Source organism: Mycobacterium sp. E3251, from assembly GCF_001666835.1.
GTDB lineage: Bacteria > Actinomycetota > Actinomycetes > Mycobacteriales > Mycobacteriaceae > Mycobacterium.
In genome coordinates this window covers 1-20,165 of the sequence record NZ_LZJF01000200.1, presented here as the reverse complement: position 1 = coordinate 20,165, position 20,165 = coordinate 1, and the positions used below count along the sequence as shown (strand labels likewise).

Annotated in this window: 20 protein-coding genes and 1 pseudogene; 9 read left to right on the top strand and 12 right to left on the bottom strand. The window is 71.1% G+C overall.

From position 1 onward, the window contains the following. Positions 1-36 precede the first annotated feature (36 nt). Positions 37-1,008, bottom strand: coding sequence for a diacylglycerol kinase family protein (locus A5697_RS25745; RefSeq protein ID WP_068012577.1), 972 nt, complete (start codon positions 1,006-1,008; stop codon positions 37-39). A gap of 78 nt (positions 1,009-1,086) precedes the next feature. Here A5697_RS25745 and A5697_RS25740 point away from each other — a divergent pair, with 78 nt between their 5' ends. Further along, positions 1,087-1,533 (top strand): hypothetical protein, encoded by a 447-nt coding sequence (locus tag A5697_RS25740; protein ID WP_156673452.1) that lies wholly within the window; start codon positions 1,087-1,089, stop codon positions 1,531-1,533. Here the strand turns inward: A5697_RS25740 and A5697_RS25735 are convergent. From A5697_RS25735 to A5697_RS25725, 3 genes are read right to left on the bottom strand one after another with little or no spacing between them, the layout of a single operon-like run. Continuing rightward, entirely contained in the window at positions 1,485-1,961 is a 477-nt protein-coding gene (locus tag A5697_RS25735) for a GNAT family N-acetyltransferase (RefSeq protein ID WP_068012575.1), read from the bottom strand. The two genes, A5697_RS25740 and A5697_RS25735, sit on opposite strands and share 49 nt — an antisense overlap. Continuing rightward, positions 1,958-3,055, bottom strand: a complete 1,098-nt coding sequence (locus A5697_RS25730; RefSeq protein ID WP_068012574.1) for an isochorismate synthase MenF — start codon at positions 3,053-3,055, stop codon at positions 1,958-1,960. Before A5697_RS25730 ends, A5697_RS25735 begins: the two co-directional genes overlap by 4 nt. Beyond that, entirely contained in the window at positions 3,052-3,663 is a 612-nt protein-coding gene (locus A5697_RS25725) for an acid phosphatase (RefSeq protein ID WP_067947702.1), read from the bottom strand. Before A5697_RS25725 ends, A5697_RS25730 begins: the two co-directional genes overlap by 4 nt. A gap of 119 nt (positions 3,664-3,782) precedes the next feature. Here A5697_RS25725 and A5697_RS25720 point away from each other — a divergent pair, with 119 nt between their 5' ends. Beyond that, entirely contained in the window at positions 3,783-4,586 is an 804-nt protein-coding gene (locus tag A5697_RS25720; protein ID WP_067947703.1) for a ParA family protein, read from the top strand. 7 nt (positions 4,587-4,593) lie between these two features. Here the strand turns inward: A5697_RS25720 and A5697_RS25715 are convergent, their stop codons facing one another. Together A5697_RS25715 and A5697_RS25710 are read right to left on the bottom strand one after the other, a co-directional pair. Further along, positions 4,594-5,814 carry a hypothetical protein gene (locus A5697_RS25715; protein WP_068012573.1) on the bottom strand — a complete coding sequence of 407 codons (1,221 nt, stop codon included), beginning with the start codon at positions 5,812-5,814 and terminating at the stop codon, positions 4,594-4,596. Between the two features lie 15 nt (positions 5,815-5,829). After that, complete coding sequence (locus tag A5697_RS25710) at positions 5,830-7,326, bottom strand: DEAD/DEAH box helicase (RefSeq protein ID WP_067947708.1); 1,497 nt, start codon at positions 7,324-7,326, stop codon at positions 5,830-5,832. 253 nt (positions 7,327-7,579) lie between these two features. Between A5697_RS25710 and A5697_RS25705 the strand changes: the two genes are divergently transcribed. Next, entirely contained in the window at positions 7,580-8,299 is a 720-nt protein-coding gene (locus A5697_RS25705) for a ferritin-like fold-containing protein (RefSeq protein ID WP_067947711.1), read from the top strand. Between the two features lie 113 nt (positions 8,300-8,412). Here the strand turns inward: A5697_RS25705 and A5697_RS25700 are convergent, their stop codons facing one another. Further along, positions 8,413-9,126, bottom strand: a complete 714-nt coding sequence (locus A5697_RS25700; RefSeq protein WP_068012572.1) for an MmpS family transport accessory protein — start codon at positions 9,124-9,126, stop codon at positions 8,413-8,415. Positions 9,127-9,332: 206 nt separating this feature from the next. Here A5697_RS25700 and A5697_RS25695 point away from each other — a divergent pair, with 206 nt between their 5' ends. Beyond that, complete coding sequence (locus A5697_RS25695) at positions 9,333-9,602, top strand: DUF3107 domain-containing protein (RefSeq protein WP_067205619.1); 270 nt, start codon at positions 9,333-9,335, stop codon at positions 9,600-9,602. Here A5697_RS25695 and A5697_RS25690 read toward each other — a convergent pair. After that, positions 9,589-10,275, bottom strand: coding sequence for a TetR/AcrR family transcriptional regulator (locus A5697_RS25690; RefSeq protein WP_066956131.1), 687 nt, complete (start codon positions 10,273-10,275; stop codon positions 9,589-9,591). The genes A5697_RS25695 and A5697_RS25690 overlap by 14 nt on opposite strands. A gap of 199 nt (positions 10,276-10,474) precedes the next feature. On the opposite strand from A5697_RS25690, the gene A5697_RS25685 reads away from it, so the two are divergent. The 3 genes from A5697_RS25685 (at position 10,475) to A5697_RS25675 (ending at position 13,683) form a co-directional block, all read left to right on the top strand. Next, positions 10,475-11,503 carry a DUF3152 domain-containing protein gene (locus tag A5697_RS25685; RefSeq protein WP_197501117.1) on the top strand — a complete coding sequence of 343 codons (1,029 nt, stop codon included), beginning with the start codon at positions 10,475-10,477 and terminating at the stop codon, positions 11,501-11,503. Between the two features lie 92 nt (positions 11,504-11,595). After that, positions 11,596-12,792: an adenylyltransferase/sulfurtransferase MoeZ gene (gene moeZ, locus A5697_RS25680; RefSeq protein ID WP_068012571.1), complete on the top strand. Its 1,197-nt coding sequence runs from the start codon at positions 11,596-11,598 to the stop codon at positions 12,790-12,792. Positions 12,793-12,828: 36 nt separating this feature from the next. Beyond that, positions 12,829-13,683, top strand: coding sequence for a TIGR02569 family protein (locus A5697_RS25675; protein WP_067947718.1), 855 nt, complete (start codon positions 12,829-12,831; stop codon positions 13,681-13,683). On the opposite strand, the gene A5697_RS25670 is transcribed toward A5697_RS25675, so the two are convergent. The 3 genes from A5697_RS25670 to A5697_RS25660 are packed head-to-tail and all read right to left on the bottom strand — an operon-like array spanning position 13,680 to position 15,018. Continuing rightward, entirely contained in the window at positions 13,680-13,982 is a 303-nt protein-coding gene (locus A5697_RS25670) for an MGMT family protein (protein WP_068012570.1), read from the bottom strand. The genes A5697_RS25675 and A5697_RS25670 overlap by 4 nt on opposite strands. A gap of 2 nt (positions 13,983-13,984) precedes the next feature. Continuing rightward, positions 13,985-14,770 (bottom strand): alpha/beta fold hydrolase, encoded by a 786-nt coding sequence (locus A5697_RS25665; protein WP_068012569.1) that lies wholly within the window; start codon positions 14,768-14,770, stop codon positions 13,985-13,987. Positions 14,771-14,817: 47 nt separating this feature from the next. After that, positions 14,818-15,018, bottom strand: a complete 201-nt coding sequence (locus tag A5697_RS25660) for a hypothetical protein (RefSeq protein ID WP_067947735.1) — start codon at positions 15,016-15,018, stop codon at positions 14,818-14,820. A gap of 108 nt (positions 15,019-15,126) precedes the next feature. Here A5697_RS25660 and A5697_RS25655 point away from each other — a divergent pair, with 108 nt between their 5' ends. Then, on the top strand, positions 15,127-18,264 hold the full coding sequence (locus A5697_RS25655) for an ATP-dependent DNA helicase (RefSeq protein ID WP_068012567.1): 3,138 nt from the start codon (positions 15,127-15,129) through the stop codon (positions 18,262-18,264). Further along, positions 18,231-20,015: pseudogene (locus tag A5697_RS25650) on the top strand (ATP-dependent helicase); the annotation flags it as partial. The gene A5697_RS25655 and the pseudogene A5697_RS25650, both read left to right, overlap by 34 nt. Here A5697_RS25650 and A5697_RS25645 read toward each other — a convergent pair. After that, positions 19,925-20,146 (bottom strand): UvrD-helicase domain-containing protein, encoded by a 222-nt coding sequence (locus tag A5697_RS25645; protein WP_369806152.1) that lies wholly within the window; start codon positions 20,144-20,146, stop codon positions 19,925-19,927. The pseudogene A5697_RS25650 and the gene A5697_RS25645 overlap by 91 nt on opposite strands. Positions 20,147-20,165: the final 19 nt, after the last annotated feature.

The window sequence follows — 20,165 nt, the reverse complement described above, 5'->3', positions numbered from 1 at the left end:
TCCCCGTCTGACCCGCGGCCGCTTCGTATGCGCAGCTCAGAGGGTGTTTTTCTGGGGAGGCGCTACGACCGCCAGCGCGTCGGGCACCGCTTTGAACGTCATACTTTCGCGCACGCCGAGGTAATCCCCGTCGAACTGGCAGGCGACCGGGCCGCCGGTCGAGGTGACCCGCAAGCAGGGCACGTCGTCCTCGGTGATGAGGTGGTCGAAGTCGAACTTGGGCCGCTTGGCGAACATCTGCCGCACGATGCGAAGGGTGGGGATTGTCTTCATGCTCTTGGGCGCGAACACGCCCAGGCCCGACTCGAAGGTGCAGCCGGGATTGGTCCACACCGGCCGCTCGTTGGCGAACGTCCAAGGGCTGGAGTTGGACACGAACGCGAAACTCACCCCGGCGATAGGTTCGCGGCCGGGCAGTTCGAGCGTGAGCATCGGTTCGCGGCGCGTGTAGCCCCACACGGCGGGCACCGCCGCGCGAATGTAGCGCCACGCCGTGACCTTGCCGCCCTTGTCGCGTTCGGCCTCGACCGCGGCCACCACCTCGGCGTCGACCCCCATGCCGGTGTTGAACACCGCCCAGCGCTCGCCGCAGTCGATCAGGCCGATGCGGCGCCAGGTGTGGTGGTGGCGATAGTCGTCGAGGAGCTGGATGAGCTGGTTGGTGGCGGCCACCGGGTCCCGCGAGATGCCCAGCGACCGTGCCAGCACATTCGCCGAACCGCCCGGGACGACCGCGACCGCGGGCACCGGGCCGGTGTGCCCGGAAACCGCACCGGGACGGCCGAGCAGGCCGTTGACCACCCCGCTCACCGTGCCGTCGCCGCCGTGCACCACCACCAGGTCGACGCCGTCCGCGACCGCCTTCTCCGCGAGTTCGGCGCCGTGTCCGCGGTGGCTGGTGTGTTCGACGGTGAGCTGCAGCCGGCTCTTGAGCGCGTTCGCCAGCAGGTCGCGACCGGCCGGGGTGGTAGTGGTGGCGGTGGGGTTCACGATCAGCACGGCGCGCATGGAGCACGAGCTTATGCGGGCCGGTTAAGGCCACGCTGTGGGGAACTCCCCGGCAGCCGGGTGACTACGCTGACGCGGGTGACAGCTTTCCGCCGCGACCCGGGGGCCGCGCCGGCCGCCGTGCGCGGCGCTGGCCTCCTCGTGGTGGTGCAGGGGCTGGCCGCGCTGGTGGTGGCGGCTGTGCTGGTGGTGCGGGGCGTCGCGGGCGCGGACCAGCGCGTGGTCAACGGGTTGGGCACGGCGGCGTTCTTCGTGCTGGTCGGCGCGGTGGTGCTGGCCGCCGGACGGGCGCTGACGGCCGGCAAGCGCTGGGGCCGCGGGCTGGCCGTGATCACCCAGCTGCTGCTGCTGCCGGTGGCCTGGTACCTAACGGTGGACTCGCACCGGCCCGGCTTCGGGATTCCCGCGGGCATCGCGGCGCTGACCGTGTTGGGCCTGCTCTTCAGCCCCCCAGGAGTCCGGTGGGCCGCCGGCGATCAGCGCGATTCCGCCAGCTCGGCCAACCGGGAGCCGGACAGCCGATAGGTGGTCCACTCGCGCTGGGGCTCGCCCCCGACACCGTCGTACAGCGTGAGGGCGTCGGCGTTCCAGTTCAGCACGGCCCAGGACAACCGCGTGTAGCCGTTGTCGACGCATTCGGCCGCCAGCGTCGCCAGCAGCGCGCGGGCCAGGCCGCGGCGGCGAAATCCCGGCCGCACGAACAGGTCTTCGAGGTAGATGCCCGCAACGCCGTCCCAGGTGGAGAAGTTGAGGAACCACAGCGCCATCGCGGCGATCTCGCCCTCGACTTCCGCGACGTGCCCATACACCGTCGGGGCGGCTCCGAAAAGCGCTGCCGCAATTTGCTTTTCGGTGACCGTGCAGTGCTCGGCGGCGTGTTCGAATTCCGCCAATTCGTGGATCATTGCGGTGATTGCGGCGGCGTCTTCCGGCGTGGCGCGGCGAATGGTCATTGCTCGACGTCCAATGCGCGCAGGATCGTCGCGAATTTCGTTGTGGTTTCCGCGACTTCTTCGTCGGGGTCGGATTCGGCGACGATGCCGCCGCCGGAGCGGGCGAGCGCGGTGCGGCGGTCCGCCGACAGCTGCGCGCAGCGGATGGAGACCACCCAGCGGCCATCGCCCCGGGCGTCGCACCAACCGACCGCCCCCGCATAGAACCCGCGGTCGCCTTCCAACTCGGCGATGAGCTCCACCGCGGCCTTGGTCGGCACCCCGCCGACCGCCGGGGTGGGATGCAGCGCCAGGGCCAAATCGATTGCCGTGGTGGACGTATCGCGAAGCCGAGCGCTGATCGGGGTGCACAGGTGCCACACCGCCGCGGTGCGGCTCAACTCGGGCTTGGCGGCGATCGTCAATTCGTCGCACAGCGGCTCGAGGGCGGCGCGAATGGCTTCGATGACCAGCTGGTGCTCGTGCCGGTCCTTGGCCGAACCCGCCAGCGCGGCGCCGTTGGCGGCGTCGACGTCCGGGTCGGCGGCGCGGGGCGCCGAACCAGCGAACGGCCGGCACGTGACTCGATCTCCGTTGCGCGCCACCAGAAGCTCCGGGCTGGCGCCCACCAGCGCCACACCGGAGTACTCCTCGCCGGCAGCGGTCAGGTCGACCAGATATCCGTAGGCGGCCGGGTCCGCGGCGATGAGCCGGCGCAGGATGACGCGGGCGTCCAGTGGGGCGTCGGCGACCAGCCGCAGCGCGCGGGACAGCACCACCTTGCTCAGCAGGCTGTCGGGGGCGGTGAGTTGGTCGCGGGCCCGGCAGATGCGGCCGCGGTAGTCGGCCGGCGACGGATCGGCGGCGGCGACACGCACGGGCGGCAGGGGGCCGGTCGGCCAGTCGGGCGGCGCGGCGGTGCGCCGCACCGCGTCGGGCGTCAGCAGCGCTGCGGGTCGGTTCACGTCAAAAGGCAACGCGCCCAACACGATTGCTGATGAGCCCGAACGCAGCGCGTCCTGCGCCGCCGCCACGTCGCGGTAGCGCTCCCGCACGCCCTCGGCCACCAGGGTCTGCTTCGGTCCGCACAGCGCGAACGGCGGTTGCGTGCTCACCCGGGTTTGATCGCCTGCGGCTGGGCGGTCAATCCCAGGGCGGCGAGCTGTCGCACGCCATGCTCGAAACCGCACACCGCGATGGAGCCGGCCAGCATCCAGAAACGGCTGCCCTCGACGAGCGGCAGCTCCACCCAGCGGGTGATGACCGAGCGGGAGAAGTGGCTGTGCCCGACGAACACCACGTCGCGGTCGCTCATGTGCTCCAGCGCGAACGCGACGGCACGGTCGGCGCGGTCGCTGACCTGCTGCACGCTCTCGCCACCGGGACAGCCGTGCGTCCAGACCAGCCAATCGGGCACCTTTTCGTGGATCTGCGGGGTCGTCAGCCCCTCGTAGGAGCCGTAATCCCATTCGGCGAGCAGGGGAGAGACCTCGTCGACGGCGAGGCCGGCCAGCTTCGCTGTGGTCAGGGCACGGATGCGCGGGCTGCTGATCACCAACGGGTCGGTGAGGTTCAGTTCTCTGAGGACGCGGCCCGCGAGCTCGGCCTGGACGCGGCCGGTGTCGGTCAGCTCGAGGTCGGTCCGGCCCGTGTGTTGGCCCGACTTCGACCACTCGGTCTCGCCGTGGCGGAGGAGGACCAGTCGATGATTGTGCAAGCCCATATCGACCGATTCTGCCGGACGACATGCCGGGCACGTCGGCCGCAGCGCGCGGCGGGCGAACGTGCCAGGATGGGCACTGTTGACCGCATGGCGACAATGCAGAGGGGAGAGCCGCGCCTATGGCCGCTAAGACCCGGGTACTGGCAGTGGCCAACCAGAAGGGCGGCGTAGCCAAGACGACGACGGTCGCCTCGCTGGGCGCCGCGATGGCCGACGAGGGACAACGCGTGCTCCTGGTCGACCTGGATCCGCAGGGCTGCCTGACCTTCTCGCTCGGCCAGGATCCTGACAAGCTCCCGGTGTCGGTGCACGAGGTGCTGCTCGGTGAGGTCGAGCCCAGCGCCGCGCTGGTCACGACCATCGAAGGGATGACGCTGCTGCCGGCCAACATCGACCTGGCGGGAGCCGAGGCGATGCTGCTGATGCGCGCGGGTCGCGAGTACGCGCTCAAACGCGCGCTGGCCAAGCTCTCCGACGACTTCGACGTGGTCATCATCGACTGCCCACCGTCGCTCGGTGTGCTCACCCTCAACGGACTGACCGCCGCCGACGAGGTGATTGTGCCGCTGCAGTGCGAGACGCTCGCGCATCGCGGCGTCGGCCAGTTCCTGCGCACGGTCGCCGACGTCCAGCAGATCACCAACCCGGATCTGCGGCTCCTCGGCGCGCTGCCGACGCTGTACGACTCCCGCACCACCCACACCCGCGACGTGTTGCTCGACGTCGCCGACCGTTACGAAATGCCGGTGCTCGCCCCGCCGATACCCCGCACCGTGCGCTTCGCCGAGGCCAGCGCGTCGGGATCGTCCGTGATGGCGGGGCGCAAGAACAAGGGCGCGTCGGCCTATGCCGACCTGGCGAAGGCGTTGCTCAAGCACTGGAAGACCGGCAAGCCGCTGCCGACGTTCGCCGTCGAGGTGTAGTTCGGCGTCAGCCCAGGGCCGCCACGGTGTCGCCCCGCTGCTCGAACACCTGGGACCCCGCGACGGTCGGGACCACCGCCCGTCCGGGCGTACTCTGCGCCCGGTTGACCGGGATGTAGCGCTCGTTGGCGCCGCTGACCGGGTCGTAGACTCCGATCGCGCCGGTGACCGGCACCAGCAGGCGGCCCGCCATCATCGCGCCCGGTCCCAGCGGCGCCGTCGTGGAGCCGGCGGCGATCGTGTAGCGCAGCGACAGGTTGTTCGTCTGGAAGACCATGACGGAATCGCCGGTCCACCAAGTGATCAGGCTGCCCGCGTGCGTTACGGCCCCGGGGCTCGTCGGCGGCTTTGGCAGCAGTGCACTCGACACGGTGGTGCCGGTCTCGTCGATCACGTCCACCCGCGGCTGCGGGGACGGCAGGTACACCGCGGTGTTGCTTTCCCAGACGGCCAGCACCCGAGCGCCCGAATCCGCCGTGATCCCGGGTTCGGCCACGATGTGCTGCTGGGGTTCGTCGTCGTCCTTGCCCGGCCGCAGCAGCACTAGCCGCAGGTCGGCCTGGTTGACGCAGCTCTCCAGTACCGACACGGCCGAGGAGCTGGCCGCCGCCGAGACCAGCTTGCAGCCGGAGTGCAACCCGCGTGCCGAGGGCTTGACCCGGGCGTCCGTCTCGCCGTACGCCACCATCCGGACCATGTCGGAGCGCCACAGCTCCAGCCGGGTGTCGCCGGCCGCCAACACCGTCGTGCCGTCGGAGGACAGCTGCACATGAGGGTCGGCATAGCCGCTGCGGGCGGGCCCGCGGCGACCGGTGGACCCGTCAAGCGTGCTCGCCTGCCCGCACCCGCGATCGTCCCGGTAGACGGCGACGGCGTAGTGATACACCCAGGAGACCCCGCACAGGGCGGAGTCGCGCTCATAGCTCCATCGGGACTGGCCCGAGGCGGGGTCGCGCCCGTCGACCCGGCGGCCGTCGCCGGTGACGACTGTGCCGCCGACCGCCACGGGTGCAGTGGTGGCCGGACTGGACGCGGTCCACAGCTCCTTGAGCGTGGCCGGGACCTGCCGGGCCGGGCTCGGGTTGGGCGCCGGGACGGCGGCCGGCCGGCTGATGGTGGCCCGGGCGTCGCTGGTCCACCAGATCAGCGAGGCGACGGCGGCAACCGCGACCGCTATTGCCGCGGCGGCCAAGACGTCGCCCTTGGTCCGGCGTTCGGGTCTGACCATCCGCGGGCGGGCGACTCAGCTGGCGTTGGCGCCGGCTTCGGCGGGCTTGCGGCGCCGACGGCGGCGGCGGCTGGTCCCGCCGTTACCGGAAGCTTCCGCGGCGGCTTCGCCGCTGGGGACGCCGGCCGCGGCATTCCCGCCCGGGTGTGCGGTGGTGGGCTGGCCGCCGCGGGTGCGCCGCCGCGGCGCGCCGGAGCGGGCACGCCCGGACCGGTCGGCCTTCTGGCCGTCGCGCTCGCTGGTGCGGCGCTGGCCCTGCGGCTTCTTCGGCGAGCCGATGGCGCCGCCCGCGCCGGCCGGGATGCCCATCTCTTCGTAGAGGTGCGGCGAGTTCGAGTAGGTCTCGGCGGGCTCGGGGGTCTCCAGGCCCAGCGCCTTGTCGATCATCGACCAGCGGGGCAGCTCGTCCCAGTCCACCAGGGTGACGGCGATACCCGTCTTGCCGGCGCGGCCGGTGCGGCCGATGCGGTGCACGTAGGCCTGTTCGTCCTCGGGGATCTGGTAGTTGATGACGTGGGTGATGTCGTCGATGTCGATGCCGCGGGCGGCCACGTCCGTGGCGACCAGGACGTCGATGTCGCCGCTGCGGAAGGCTTTGAGCGCCTTCTCGCGGGCGATCTGCCCGAGGTCGCCGTGCACGGCGCCGACCTTGAAGCCGCGCTCGGCCAGCTCGTCGGCGACCTTCTGGGCGGTGCGCTTGGTGCGGGTGAAGATCATCGTCGCGCCGCGGCCCTCGGCCTGCAGAATTCGGCTGACCATTTCGACCTTGTCCAGCGCGTGGGCCCGGTAGACGAACTGCTCGGTGGTGTCGTGCGTGGCGGCCGAGTGCGGCGCCTCCGCCCGGATGTGGGTGGGCTGGTTCATGAAGGTGCGGGCCAGCGTGATGATCGGGCCCGGCATGGTCGCCGAGAACAGCATGGATTGCCGGTCCTCGGGGATCTGGCGCAGGATGCGCTCGATGTCGGGCAGAAAGCCCAGGTCGAGCATCTCGTCGGCCTCGTCGAGAACCAGCATGGACAGCCCGCCCAGCTGCAGGTGGCCCTGCTGGGCCAGGTCGAGCAGCCGGCCGGGGGTGCCGACCACGACGTCGGCGCCGGCCTGCAGCGCCTCGAGCTGCGGCTCGTAGGCCCGCCCGCCGTAGATCGAGACGACGGACAGCCGGCGACCCTCGTCGGCGGTGAGGTACTTGGCCGCGGCGGCCAGGTCCTCGGTGACCTGCAGGCACAGTTCACGGGTCGGCACCACGACCAGGGCCCGTGGTGTGCCGTTGAGCTCCCGCACGCCGACTCCGGACGTGATGCGGTTCAGCAGCGGGACGCCAAAGGCGAGGGTCTTACCCATGCCGGTGCGGGCCTGGCCGATCACGTCGTCGCCGGCGAGCGCCAGCGGCATGGTCAATTCTTGGATGGCGAAGGGGCGTTCGATGCCCTTTTCGGCGAGGGCGCGGACGATTTCGTCGCGGACGCCGAGGTTGGCAAAGGTCATTTCAGTTGTGCTGGTGAGTTCGCTCATGCGTGGTTAGTAAGCCTTTCGGTGACGTATCGGGTTGTGTCGGTGTTTCTCTGTCGCGGTCACGCGCGCACGAGTTCCGACTCCGAATACGTCGCCGAGTCGCGGGCCCCTGCTCAATCTGGGCGGGCCAGCTGTGCACGCACATTTCGCCGATAGCGGCTTGGCAAAGAAATACAGCCGCTATCTACGTACATGATAGCTGGTCGACAACTGGCTCCCATTTAGCGCCAGGTCCGCCGACTACAGTGTTGCCATGACCCGGCCCTCTTCCCAGCCCGCAGCAGCCGAAGTGGAAGCCGACCAGGTGGACGATTCGCCCGCCCCGCGTCTGTCGGCCGACCACCCGGGCGTCAACGAGTTGTTCGCGGTCTTGGCGTACGGCGAGATCGCCGCGTTCTATCGGCTCACCGACGAGGCGCGGATGGCCCCCGACCTGCGCGGACGGATTTCCATGGCCAGCATGGCCGCCGCCGAGATGCAGCACTATGAGCTCCTGCGCGACGCCCTGGAGAGCCGGGGCGTCGACGTCGTGAAGGCCATGTCGAAGTACGTCTCGGCGCTGGAGAACTACCACCGGCTGACGATGCCCAGCACGTGGCTGGAGGCCCTGGTGAAGACCTATGTCGGCGACGCGCTGGCCGCCGACCTGTACCTGGAGATCGCCGACGGGTTACCCGACGAGATCGCCGACGTGGTGCGGGCGGCGCTGTCCGAGACGGGGCATTCGCAGTTCGTCGTCGCAGAGGTGCGCGCCGCCGTCACCTCCAGCGGCAAGCAGCGCAGCCGGCTGGCGCTGTGGTCGCGCCGCCTGTTCGGCGAGGCGATCACGCAGGCTCAGTACCTGCTGGCCGACCACGACGAGCTGGTCGACCTGGTGATGTCGGGAACCGGGGGCCTCGGCCAGCTCAACGCGTTCTTCGACCGGTTGCAGCACACCCACGACCGGCGGATGCACGAACTGGGTCTGAGCTGACTCAGCCGTGATCGCAAGCGCGGCGCAGCCGGGCGCTGCGGGTCACGGCCATCGGACTCAGCCGTGATCGCAAGCGCGGCGCAGCCGGGCGCTGCGGGTCACGGCCACCGGAATCAGCGGGTGCAGGTCGCCAGGCTCGAGTTGGTGGTCGACGCGGCCACCAGTTGACCGGCGGCGTTGACGATCGAGCAGTTGAGCCGGCCGTAGAAGCTGGTCGCGACGACCGATGGGTTCTGGACGCTCGGACTCAAGATCACCGCCTTGGTCCACGGCAGCGACACGTTGAACTCGGTCTGGGAGTAGCCGCTCCCGTCGGTGTAGACGATGTTCACCAGGTCCAGCAGCTGCTTGCTGCCGGTCACGCTGTAGACGACGGTGCGCGGGTTCAGCGCGGCAGGCGGGGGCGTCAGCGTCAGGGGCGGAGCGGCGGTGGGCGTTCCCGTTGGCGCCGGGCTCGGGGCGGCGCTGGGCGTGGTCACGGTGGTGACCGTTTCGGGCGGCAGCGTCGTGCGTGAGGGGCTGGGCTGGGCGCTGGGCGGGGTGGAGCTTCTGGTCGTCGCCGGCGCGGACGTCACCGGTTGGGGGGCGGGTGCCACGGTGGCCTTGGTTGAGGCGCTGTCTCCGCTGTTGATGATGACGGCGGTCGCGATCGCGCCGATGGCGACCACGGCGCCGAGGATCGCCGTGACCGGACGCCAGCGAAGCTCGGCCGGCCAGCCGGTCCAGGTGTAGTCGCCCTCGGGGTAGGCGTCGGCCCCGTAGAGCTCGTCGGTCTGGTCTTCGGGGTAATCCCGGACCTCGTCGAGATCGGCCAGTGTGGTACCCATGGGGCCGAAGGTAGCCATGTGAAAACACGAACCGGGTCGCGGACCCGGGTCTGGGCTCAGTCGCAAGCTAATCGTTATCTGCTCGCGACCGATGTTTCGCTGAGCGCGAACCGCGCTTCGGGGGCTGTCGCCGCAGCGGGCTCGCCGCGTCCACTAGCCTGCAGCTGACAGGTCTGTCGACTTCAATACCTACGGAAGGGGTGACCGTGGAGGTCAAGATCGGTATTACGGACAGTCCGCGCGAGCTGGTCCTCTCCAGTGCGCAGACGCCGGCCGAAGTCGAAGAGCTGGTCAGCGCCGCGCTGAGTGAGGGACCGGGCCTGTTGAGGCTCAACGACGAGCGGGGACGTCGCTTCCTCGTGCACACCAGCAAGATCGCCTACGTCGAGATCGGCCCCGCCGACGCGCGCCGGGTCGGCTTCGGCATCGGCGCCGAGGTCGGAAAGCTCACCGGCAAGGGCGCTAAAGGCGAGTAAGCGGCACGTGTGACAGCCCGCCCCAGGCGAACGCGACGGTGCCCTCGACGGCGTCCGCCTTGGAGATCGGGCGGTCGGAGTCGAGCCAGTAGCGCGCGCAGTCGACGCTGATGCCCACCAGTCCCACCGCGATCATCCGGGCGCGGTGCGGGTCGAGCCCCGAGTCCTCGCTGATCAAGGCGAACACCGCGTCGATGCACGATTCGGTGGCGACGCGCACCTGCGCGGCCACCTCGGGTTCCGTGACGTAGTCGTTCTCGAAGATCAGCCGGTAACCCTGGCTGTCGTGCTCGATGAAGTCGAAGAACGCCTGCACCGCCGCATGCAGCCGCCGGCGGTTGTCGGTGGTGGTGTTCAGCGCCTGCTGCACCCCCGAGACGAGGTTTTCGACGTGCCGGGCGAGCACGGCCAGGTAGAGCTCGAGTTTGCTCGAAAAGTGTTGATACAGAACCGGTTTGCTGACGCCGGCCCGGTCGGCGATCTCGTCCATGCCGGCCGCGTGGTAGCCGCGATCGACGAAGACGTCGCTGGCGACGATGAGCAGCTGACCGCGACGCTCATCCCGGGGCAACCGGTTGCCGCGCCGGCTCGAAGCCGCGATACCGTCCCCGGGCCGACTGCGGTCGGTCGATTTGACGGCACGCCGCGCCCCGGCCTTGGCGAGTTCGCTCATCGAGTCCTCATCTGATGTGTCGGCAACCGGCCGCCGGCACCACTGGCCGGCCGCGCTCGGCTCGTTGCGACAGACATTACTACCCACCTTGTCCCGGTGACCGTCGTCGCCGCCGTCGTGGCTGGCAGAAAGTGGTGTCGGGCGCAGCATTCGGGCGCGCCAAGGACGGCCCCGCTGCCGACTGTGTAATCCTGGGGCAATGACGTCCCAGCGGCCTACGCGCGGCACCGGTCGCGTCCCGGTGCTGCGGGACGAGTGGCGGGAACCGCTACGGGCGCTGCGTGACCCGATCGCACGCGACGGCGGACGGACCCGGGCCGACCGGGAGCGACCGCGCCAGTGGCGCAAACAGACGTGGCTGGGACGGTTCGTATCCACCTACGGCTGGCGCGCTTACGCGCTGCCCGTTCTGGTCGTGCTCACCGCGGTGGTCGTCTACCAGACGGTGACCGGCACCAGCGCGATGAAGCCGACGGCGAATCAGCCCATCCAGAGTCCGCAGGCGATGGAGGCCGTGGGCACCTCGATCATCGACGCGCCACCCCGCGGGCTCGCCGCGTTCGACGCCAACCTGCCGGCCGGGACGCTGCCGGACGGCGGCCCGTTCACCGAGGCGGGCGACAAGACCTGGCACGTGGTGCCCGGCACGACGACGCAGATCGGTCAGGGCACCGTGCGGGTGTTTCGCTACTCGGTCGAGGTGGAGGACGGCATCGACCCCACGATGATCGGTGGCGACGAGGCGTTCGCGCAGATGGTCGACCAGACGCTGGCCAATCCCAAAGGCTGGACGCACAATCCGCAGTTCGCTTTCGTCAGGGTGGACGGCGCGACTAAACCCGACTTCCGGATCTCCCTGGTGTCGCCGGTGACGGTCCGCGAGGGCTGTGGCTACGAATTCCGGCTCGAGACCTCCTGCTACAACCCCTCATTCGGCAAGGACCGGCAGTCGCGGGTCTTCATCAACGAGGCGCGCTGGGTGCGTGGGGCGGTCCCGTTCGAGGGGGACATCGGCTCCTATCGCCAATACGTGATCAACCACGAGGTCGGCCACGCCATCGGCTACGTCCGCCACGAGCCGTGTGAGCAACAGGGCGCTCTGGCGCCGGTGATGATGCAGCAGACGTTCTCCACGTCGAACAACGACGCCGCCCAGTTCGACCCGGACTTCGTCAAGGCCGACGGGAAGACCTGCCGCTTCAACCCCTGGCCGTTCCCGATCGCCTAGCCGCTCGGCACGTTGAATTCATTGCCGTCCACTTCGGCGGCTGCTGGGATGATGGTGGTGGACAACCGCGACGCGAGACCGAGGAGGAGCGGGTGCCGACACCGCAGACAGCACTGCCGCCTCTCGTCGAGCCGGCAGACCAGCTGACCCGCGATGAGGTGGCCCGTTACAGCCGGCACCTGATCATCCCCGACCTGGGAGTGGACGGGCAGAAGCGGCTCAAGAACGCGAAGGTGCTGGTGATCGGCGCGGGCGGGCTCGGCGCGCCGGCGCTGCTGTACCTGGCCGCTGCCGGCGTCGGCACGATCGGCATCGTCGACTTCGACGTCGTCGACGACTCCAACCTGCAGCGCCAGATCATCCACGGCGTGGCCGACGTCGGGCGCTCCAAGGCGCAGTCGGCGAGCGAGTCGATCGCCGCGATCAACCCGTTGGTCCGGGTGCGCCTGCACGAGTTCCGGCTGGACTCGAGCAACGCCGTCGACCTGTTCTCGCAGTACGACCTGATCCTGGACGGCACCGACAACTTCGCCACCCGGTATCTGGTCAACGACGCCGCCGTGCTGGCCGGCAAGCCGTACGTGTGGGGATCGATCTACCGATTCGAGGGCCAGGTCTCGGTCTTCTGGGAGGACGCGCCGGGCGGGCGGGGCCTCAACTACCGCGACCTCTACCCGGAGCCGCCGCCACCCGGCACGGTGCCGTCGTGCGCCGAAGGCGGCGTGCTGGGCATCGTCTGCGCCTCCATCGCGTCGGTGATGGGCACCGAGGCGATCAAACTCATCACCGGGATCGGCGAATCGCTGCTGGGCCGGTTGATGATCTACGACGCCCTGGAGATGTCCTACCGCACCATCACGATCCGCCGGGACCCCGACGACGCCTTCCGCCCGAAGATCACCGAGCTGATCGACTACGAGCAGTATTGCGGTGCGGCCCCCGACGACGCCGGTGCAGTTGTCACCGGCTCCGCGATCACCCCGCGGGAATTGCGCGAATTACTGGATTCGGGAAAGAAACTGGCGTTGATCGACGTTCGTGAGCCCGTCGAGTGGGAGATAAACCACATCGATGGGGCCCAGCTGATCCCGCAGTCGTCGATCAACTCTGGTGAGGGTCTGGCAAAGCTGCCGCAGGACCGCATGCCGGTGCTGTACTGCAAGACGGGGGTGCGCTCGGCCGAGGCGCTGGTGGCGGTGCAAAAGGCCGGATTCCCCGACGCGGTGCACCTGCAGGGCGGCATCGTGGCGTGGGCGCAGCAGATGCAACCCGACATGGTGATGTACTGACCCGATAGGGCACGTGACCTCGTCTAGGCTACCCGTGTGACTGTCGAACCACCGCCGGAGCATGTGCTGGCGGCGTTTGGTTTGACCGGCGTCAAGCCCGTCTATCTGGGCGCTAGCTGGGAAGGCGGCTGGCGCTGCGGTGAGGTCGTCCTGTCGCTGGTGGCCGATCACGCCCGGGCGGCCTGGTCGGCCCGCGTGCGGGAGACCCTGTTCGTCGACGGTGTTCGGCTGGCCCGCCCGGTCCGCTCGACGGACGGGCGTTACGTGGTTTCCGGATGGCGGGCGGATACCTTCGTCGCCGGCACACCCGAACCGCGGCACGACGAAGTCGTCTCGGCGGCGGTGCGCCTGCACGAGGCGACCGGCAAACTGGAACGCCCCCGATTTCTCACCCAGGGCCCCACCGCGCCGTGGGGCGACGTGGACATCTTCATCGCCGCCGACCGTGCCGCCTGGGAGGAGCGGCCGTTGGCCTCCGTGCCCCCGGGCGCCCGCACCGCGCCGCCTACGGCCGACGCGGAGCGGTCGGTGGAGCTGATCAACCAGCTGGCCACCTTGCGCCGTCCGACCAAGAGCCCGAACCAGCTGGTGCACGGAGACCTTTACGGGACAGTGCTTTTCATCGGCACCGCCGCCCCGGGAATCACCGACATCACCCCGTACTGGCGGCCCGCGTCGTGGGCGGCGGGCGTCGTCGTCGTCGACGCCCTGTCCTGGGGCGAGGCCGACGACGGACTCATCGAACGTTGGAACGCGCTGCCGGAGTGGCCGCAGATGTTGTTGCGCGCCTTGATGTTTCGCCTGGCGGTCCATGCGTTGCATCCGCGATCCACCGCCGAGGCATTCCCCGGGCTGGCCCGCACCGCGGCGCTGGTGCGGCTGGTGCTCTAGCGCCCGAAGTCGTAACGCACCTCGCGCAACGCGATCCGGCCATCGGTGGCCAGGACCCCTTCGGCCCGCAGCAGCTCGAGCTGCCGGGTGCTCAGATGAGGCGCCGGGCGACCCGATGCGGTGATCACCCGGTGCCACGGCAGGTCCGAGGAGTCGGTCCGCATGATCCAGCCGACGATGCGCGGGCTGGAAAGCCCTGCGACGCTGGCGATGTCGCCGTAGGTGGCGACCCTGCCCGGTGGAATCGCCGCGACCAGCGCGCGCACCCGCTCGACCTGCTCATCGGTGACCGCCGCCACGATCAGCGGGCTTCCAGCAGCTCGCGCGTCAGCGCCGCCACCTCCGCGGGCGCGGCGTAGGGCACCATGTGGTTGCAATCGAAATCCAGCAGCCGGAAATCCGATCCCAACCGGTCCTGCAGCCCGGCGATGAGGTGGTCGCCGACGTACGGCGGCGAGGTGCGCTTGGCCCGCACCAGGACCGTCGGCGTCCCGGCCGGCGGGAACACGACTTCGCGGGCCAACTCGCTCCAGTACGACATCATCGCCGGCAGGCTCACCCGCCAGCCGTACCGGCCGCCCGGCAGCTCGATCAGATGCTCGTCGATCTCGGCGTCGAGCAGCGCGGGGTCGACGTCCGACCAGGAGCCGTGCAGCTTTTCCAGGCGCGCTTCCTCGGCGTCGGGGTAGTCGGGCGAGGCCAGCATCGCGTCGGCGATCTGCCGCATCCACGCGCCGTCCAATCCGACCGCCGGGTCCAGCAGCAGCAGCGCCGCCACCCGGTCCGGCCGCATCGCGGCCAGCTGCATGGCGAGTGCGCCGCCGAAGGAGTGCCCCACCACCAGCACCGGCGCCTCGGCGTCGTCGTCGAGCAGCGCGGCCATCGCCGCAACGTTAGCGTCGATGGTCCACGGCGCCGCCCATGACGACCGGCCGTGACCGATCAGATCCGGTGCGGCGAAGGTGATTTCGGGTAGGAGGCCGGCCAGCTGCTGCCACCGCTGCCCGTGGCCGGTCAAGCCGTGCAGCGCCAGCACTCGCACCGGCCCCGGCGGGCCGTAGCGGTGCACATGGAGATCCGCGGTCACCCGTCGATCGTGCCAGTCACCGCCACGTCCACCCGCGCGCGGGCGCGTCAGCGTTCGTCCCACTCGTCCTCGGTGGGGACGACGTAGGCCTGCTCGATCACGTCGGCCTCGTTGGCCTCGCGGTCGGCAGCGGTCAGATACTCGGTGTCCAAGCCGACTTCGTCGTCGAAGTCGACGGGCTGCAATTGTTCCGCGGCGTCACCTTCGGGCGCTTCGTCGCTGGGAAAACCGGGTTCGACGTTCGTCACGATCACCTACCTCCTCACCGTTCGTCGGGCTGCGTGCGGTCTCCAGCCTAGGGGTCGGCGGCGACGCGGGCCGGGCGGCTTGTCAGACCCTGGTGATTGCATGCAGCCATGTCGTACACCTGGGACACCGAGGCGCGGGCTCTGCTGGCGCCCGGCGTGCGCGGGCCGGTCCGAGTGTTGGGCGGGCCGGGCACCGGTAAGAGCAGCCTGCTGGTCGACGCCGCGGTCGCCCAGATCGACGCGGGTCTCAACCCGGAATCGGTTCTGCTGCTTACCGGTTCCGGCCGGCTGGGCATGAAGGCGCGCAGCACCTTGACGACGGCGTTGTTGCGGGCGCGCTCGACCGGGCCCTGCCGGGCCGCAGTCCGCGAACCGTTGGTGCGCACCGTGCACGGTTACGCCTACGCGGTGCTGCGGCGGGCCGCCGAGCGCGCCGGTGACGCGCCCCCGCGGCTGGTCACCAGCGCCGAACAGGACGCGATCATCCGGGAGCTGCTGGCCGGTGACCTCGAGGACGGGCCGCGCGCGGCGACGGCGTGGCCCACCCACCTGAAACCCGCGCTGGCCACCGCGGGCTTCGCCACCGAGCTGCGAAACATGCTGGCGCGCTGCGCAGAACGCGGTGTTGATCCGCAGGAACTCGAGCGCCTGGGCCGCCGGTGCCGGCGCCCGGAATGGACGGCCGCCGGCCAGTTCGCCCGGCAGTACGAGCAGGTGATGCTGCTGCGGGCGGCGGTCGGGACGGCTGCGCCACAGGCGACGACGCCCGCGCTGGGCGCCGCGGAACTGGTGGGGGCCGCCCTGGAGGCCTTCGCGGTCGATCCCGAGCTGCTGGCCGCCGAGCGGGGCCGGGTGCGGCTCTTGTTGGTCGATGACGCTCAGCAGCTCGACCCGCAGGCGGCCCACCTGGTCCGGGTGCTCGCGGCGGGCGCCGAGCTGGCCGTGATCGCCGGCGATCCCAATCAGGCGGTGTTCGGCTTCCGGGGCGGCGAATCCGCCGGCCTGCTCCACGGGGATTCGCCTGCGGTGACGTTGACGGTCTCGCATCGCTGCGCCCCGGCGGTGGCGCGCGCCGTCAGCGGCATCGCGCAGCGACTGCCCGGCGGCAGCGACGGCAAGCGGATCGAGGGTAGCGGGCCCGACGAGGGCTCGGTCACGGTGCGCCTGGCGGCGTCGGCGCACGCGGAGGCGGCGATGATCGCCGACGCGCTCCGGCGTGCGCACCTGGTCGACGGGGTGCCGTGGTCGCAGATGGCGGTCGTCGTCCGATCGGTGCCACGGGCCGGCGCGTTGTTGCCCCGCGCGCTGGCCGCCGCCGGGGTGCCGGTGGCCGCGCCCGCGACCAGCGGACCGCTGTCCGGCGAGCCCGCGGCCCGGGCGCTGCTCACCGTCCTGGCCGCCACCGCCGACGGGCTCGACGGCGAACGGGCCCTGGCGTTGCTGACCGGTCCCATCGGTCGGGTCGACCCGGTTTCGCTGCGCCAGCTGCGCCGAACGCTGCAGCGCGCCAACCCCGGTCGCGCGCCGGGCGATGTCGCGGACCTGCTGGCCGAGGCGCTGTTCGCTGACCCGCCGCCATCGGGCCCGCAGTTCCGCCCGGTGCAGCGGGTGCGTGCGGTGCTGGACGCGGCGGCGCGCTGCCATCGTGCGGGACAAGACCCGCGCTACACGCTGTGGGCCGCCTGGAACCGGTCCGGCCTGCAGCGTCGCTGGCTGTCGGCCGCCGAGCGCGGCGGCACCGCCGGCGCCCAGGCCACCCGGGACCTGGAGGCGGTGACCGCGCTGTTCGACATCACCGATCAGTACGTGTCCCGCACGTCGGGTGCGTCGCTGCGCGGCCTTGTCGAGCACATCGCCGCGCTGCACCTGCCGAGCGTGAACCGGGAGCCGGTGTCACCCGTGGAGCGGGTGCGGGTGCTCAGCGCGCACGCCGCGCTGGGACACGAATGGGACCTGGTGGTCATCGCCGGGCTGCAAGAGGGATTGTGGCCCAACACGGTTCCGCGCGGCGGTGTGCTGGGCACCCAGCGGTTGCTGGACGTGCTCGACGGCGTCACCGAGGACGCGTCGGTGCGGGCGCCGCTGCTGGCCGAGGAACGCCGGCTGCTGGTGGCGGCGATGGGCCGGGCCCGCCGCCGGTTGCTGGTCACCGCCGTAGACGGCGACTCGGACCGCGGGGACAACGAGGCCGCGCTGCCGTCGTCGTTCTGCTACGAGCTCGCACCGTGGACCGATGGCGACTGCGATCCCGCTGCCGCGCAACCCATCTCAGCGCCCCGGGTGCTGTCCGCTGCCGCGCTGGTCGGCCGGCTGCGCGGCGTCGCGTGCGCGCCCGACGGCACGATCGACGACGCCGCCCGCGCTTGTGCCGCAACGCAATTGGCGCGCCTCGCCCGCGCCGGCGTCCCGGGCGCCGACCCGGCCGGCTGGCACGGCCTGATCCCCGTCAGCACCAGCGAACCCCTGCATGGCGACGACGATGCCGTCACCTTGACCCCGTCGACCCTGCAGATGCTCAACGACTGCCCGCTGCGCTGGCTGGCCGAACGGCACGGCGGCACCAACCCGCGCGATCTGCGTTCCACCATCGGCTCGGTGCTGCACGCCCTGGTCGCCGAACCGCAGCGGAGCGAATCGGAATTGCTGGCCGAGCTGGACCGGGCCTGGCGCCATCTGCCCTTCGAGGCCGAGTGGCATTCGGCCAACGAACTGGCCCGCCACCGCGCGATGATCGAGGCCTTCGTCGAGTGGCGGGCGCAGACCCGGGGCGTGCTGACCGAGGTGGGCGTCGAGGTCGAGATCGACGGCACCCTGGCAACATCCGACGACGGCGATGGCGGCGACGTCCGGCTGTGCGGCCGGGTCGACCGGCTGGAGCGCGATGCAGCCGGCCGGCTGGTGATCGTGGACATCAAGACCGGCAAAACGCCGGTCAGCAAGGACGACGCCCAACAGCACGCCCAGCTGGCGATGTATCAGCTGGCCGTGGCCGAGGGCATGGTGGCCGCGGGTTCGGAGCCCGGTGGGGCGCGGCTGGTCTACCTGGGCAAGCCCGGGGCGTCGGGCGCCACCGAGCGCGAGCAGGATCCGCTGACACCGGCCGCCCGCGACGAGTGGCGCCGGCTGGTTCGGCGCGCCGCCGGGGTGACCGCCGGGCCGCGGTTCATCGCCCGGCGCAACGACGGCTGCTCGCACTGTCCGCTGCGGCCTTCATGTCCGGCCCACGCCGACGGGGCGGCGCAGTGAACCCGCGCTACAGTCCGGCCGAATTGGCCGGTGCGCTCGGGCTTTTCCCGCCCACCGAGGAGCAGTCCGCCGTGATCGCGGCACCGCCCGGGCCGCTGGTCGTCATCGCCGGTGCCGGTGCGGGCAAAACCGAGACCATGGCCGCGCGGGTGGTGTGGCTCGTCGCCAACGGCTACGCCGAACCCGGCCAGGTGCTCGGATTGACGTTCACCCGCAAGGCCGCCGGCCAGCTGTTGCGCCGGGTCCGGTCCCGGCTGGCCCGGCTGGCCGGCGTCGGCTTGGGTCCCGACGGCGCGGCCCCCGCGGAGCCGGCGGGCGCGCCGACGGTCAGCACCTACCACGCGTTCGCCGGTTCGTTGATCCGCGACTACGGTCTGCTGCTGCCCATCGAGCCCGACACCCGGCTGCTCGGCGAGACCGAGCTGTGGCAGCTGGCGTTCGACGTGGTCAGCGGGTACCGGGGCGAGCTGCGCACCGACAAGACCCCCGCCGCGGTCACGTCAATCGTGCTGCGGTTGTGGGGTCAGCTAGCCGAACACCTGGTGGACACCCGCCAGCTCGGCGATACCCACGTGGAGCTGGAGCGGCTGATCCACGCGCTGCCGCCGGGCCCCTATCAGCGCGACCGCGGCCCCAGCCAGTGGTTGCTGCGGCTGCTGGACACCCAGACCCAGCGGGCCGAGCTGGTGCCGCTGCTCGACGCGCTGAACGAGCGCATGCGTGCCGCGAAGACGATGGACTTCGGCGTGCAGATGGCCTGCGCGGCGCGGCTGGCGGCGAACTTCCCGCAGGTCGGTGCCGACCTGCGCGGCCGCTACCGGGTGGTGCTGCTCGACGAATACCAGGACACCGGCCACGCCCAGCGGGTCGCCCTGTCGGCTCTGTTCGGCGGTGGCGTCGACGACGGGTTGGCCCTGACCGCCGTCGGCGATCCGATCCAGTCGATCTACGGCTGGCGCGGCGCCTCGGCGACCAATCTCCCGCGCTTCACCACCGACTTCCCCCTCTCCGACGGCGCCCCGGCGCCGGTCCTGGAGCTGCGGACCAGCTGGCGCAACCCGCCGCGGACCCTGCAACTGGCCAACGCGATCTCGGCGGAGGCGCGCCGCCGGTCGGTCGCGGTACACGCGCTGCGGCCGCGCCCGGACGCCCCGCCCGGAACCGTCCGCTGCGCGTTGCTTCCCGATGTGCACGCCGAGCGCGAGTGGATCGCCGACGAGCTCGCCGCGCGGTACCGGGGCGCCCGGGCCGACGGAGTGAGCCCGCCGACCGCCGCGGTTCTGGTGCGCCGCAACGCCGACGCCGCCCCCATCGCCGACGCCCTGCGCGCCCGCGGAGTCCCGGTCGAGGTCATCGGATTGGCGGGGCTGCTGTCCATCCCCGAGGTCGCCGACGTTGTGGCCATGCTGCGGCTCGTCGCCGACCCGACGGCCGGCGCGGCGGCGATGCGGGTACTCACGGGTCCGCGCTGGCGCCTCGGTGGTCGGGACATCGCCGCGCTCTGGCGGCGCGCCCGAAAGCTCGGCGAAGGGCTGGGCGCGGGCGGTTCATCCGCGCCGGAGGCGATCGCGATGTCCGCCGGCCCGGACGCCGACACGGCGTGCCTGGCCGACGCCATCGCCGATCCCGGCCCGCCCGAAGGGTATTCGGCCGCGGGGTATCAGCGTCTCACGGCGCTGGCCGGCGAACTGCGCGCCCTGCGCGGCCATCTGGACCATTCGCTGCCGGACCTGGTCGCCGAGGCGCCGCGCCAGCCGTAGATCGACTGGATCGGATCGCCGACGGCGGTCAGGGCCAACCCGTCGTCGACGCCACCGCCGAACAGAGCCGACAGGGCGACCCGCTGGGCGTGGCCGGTGTCCTGGTATTCGTCGAGCAGCACCACCCGGTAGCGGCCGCGC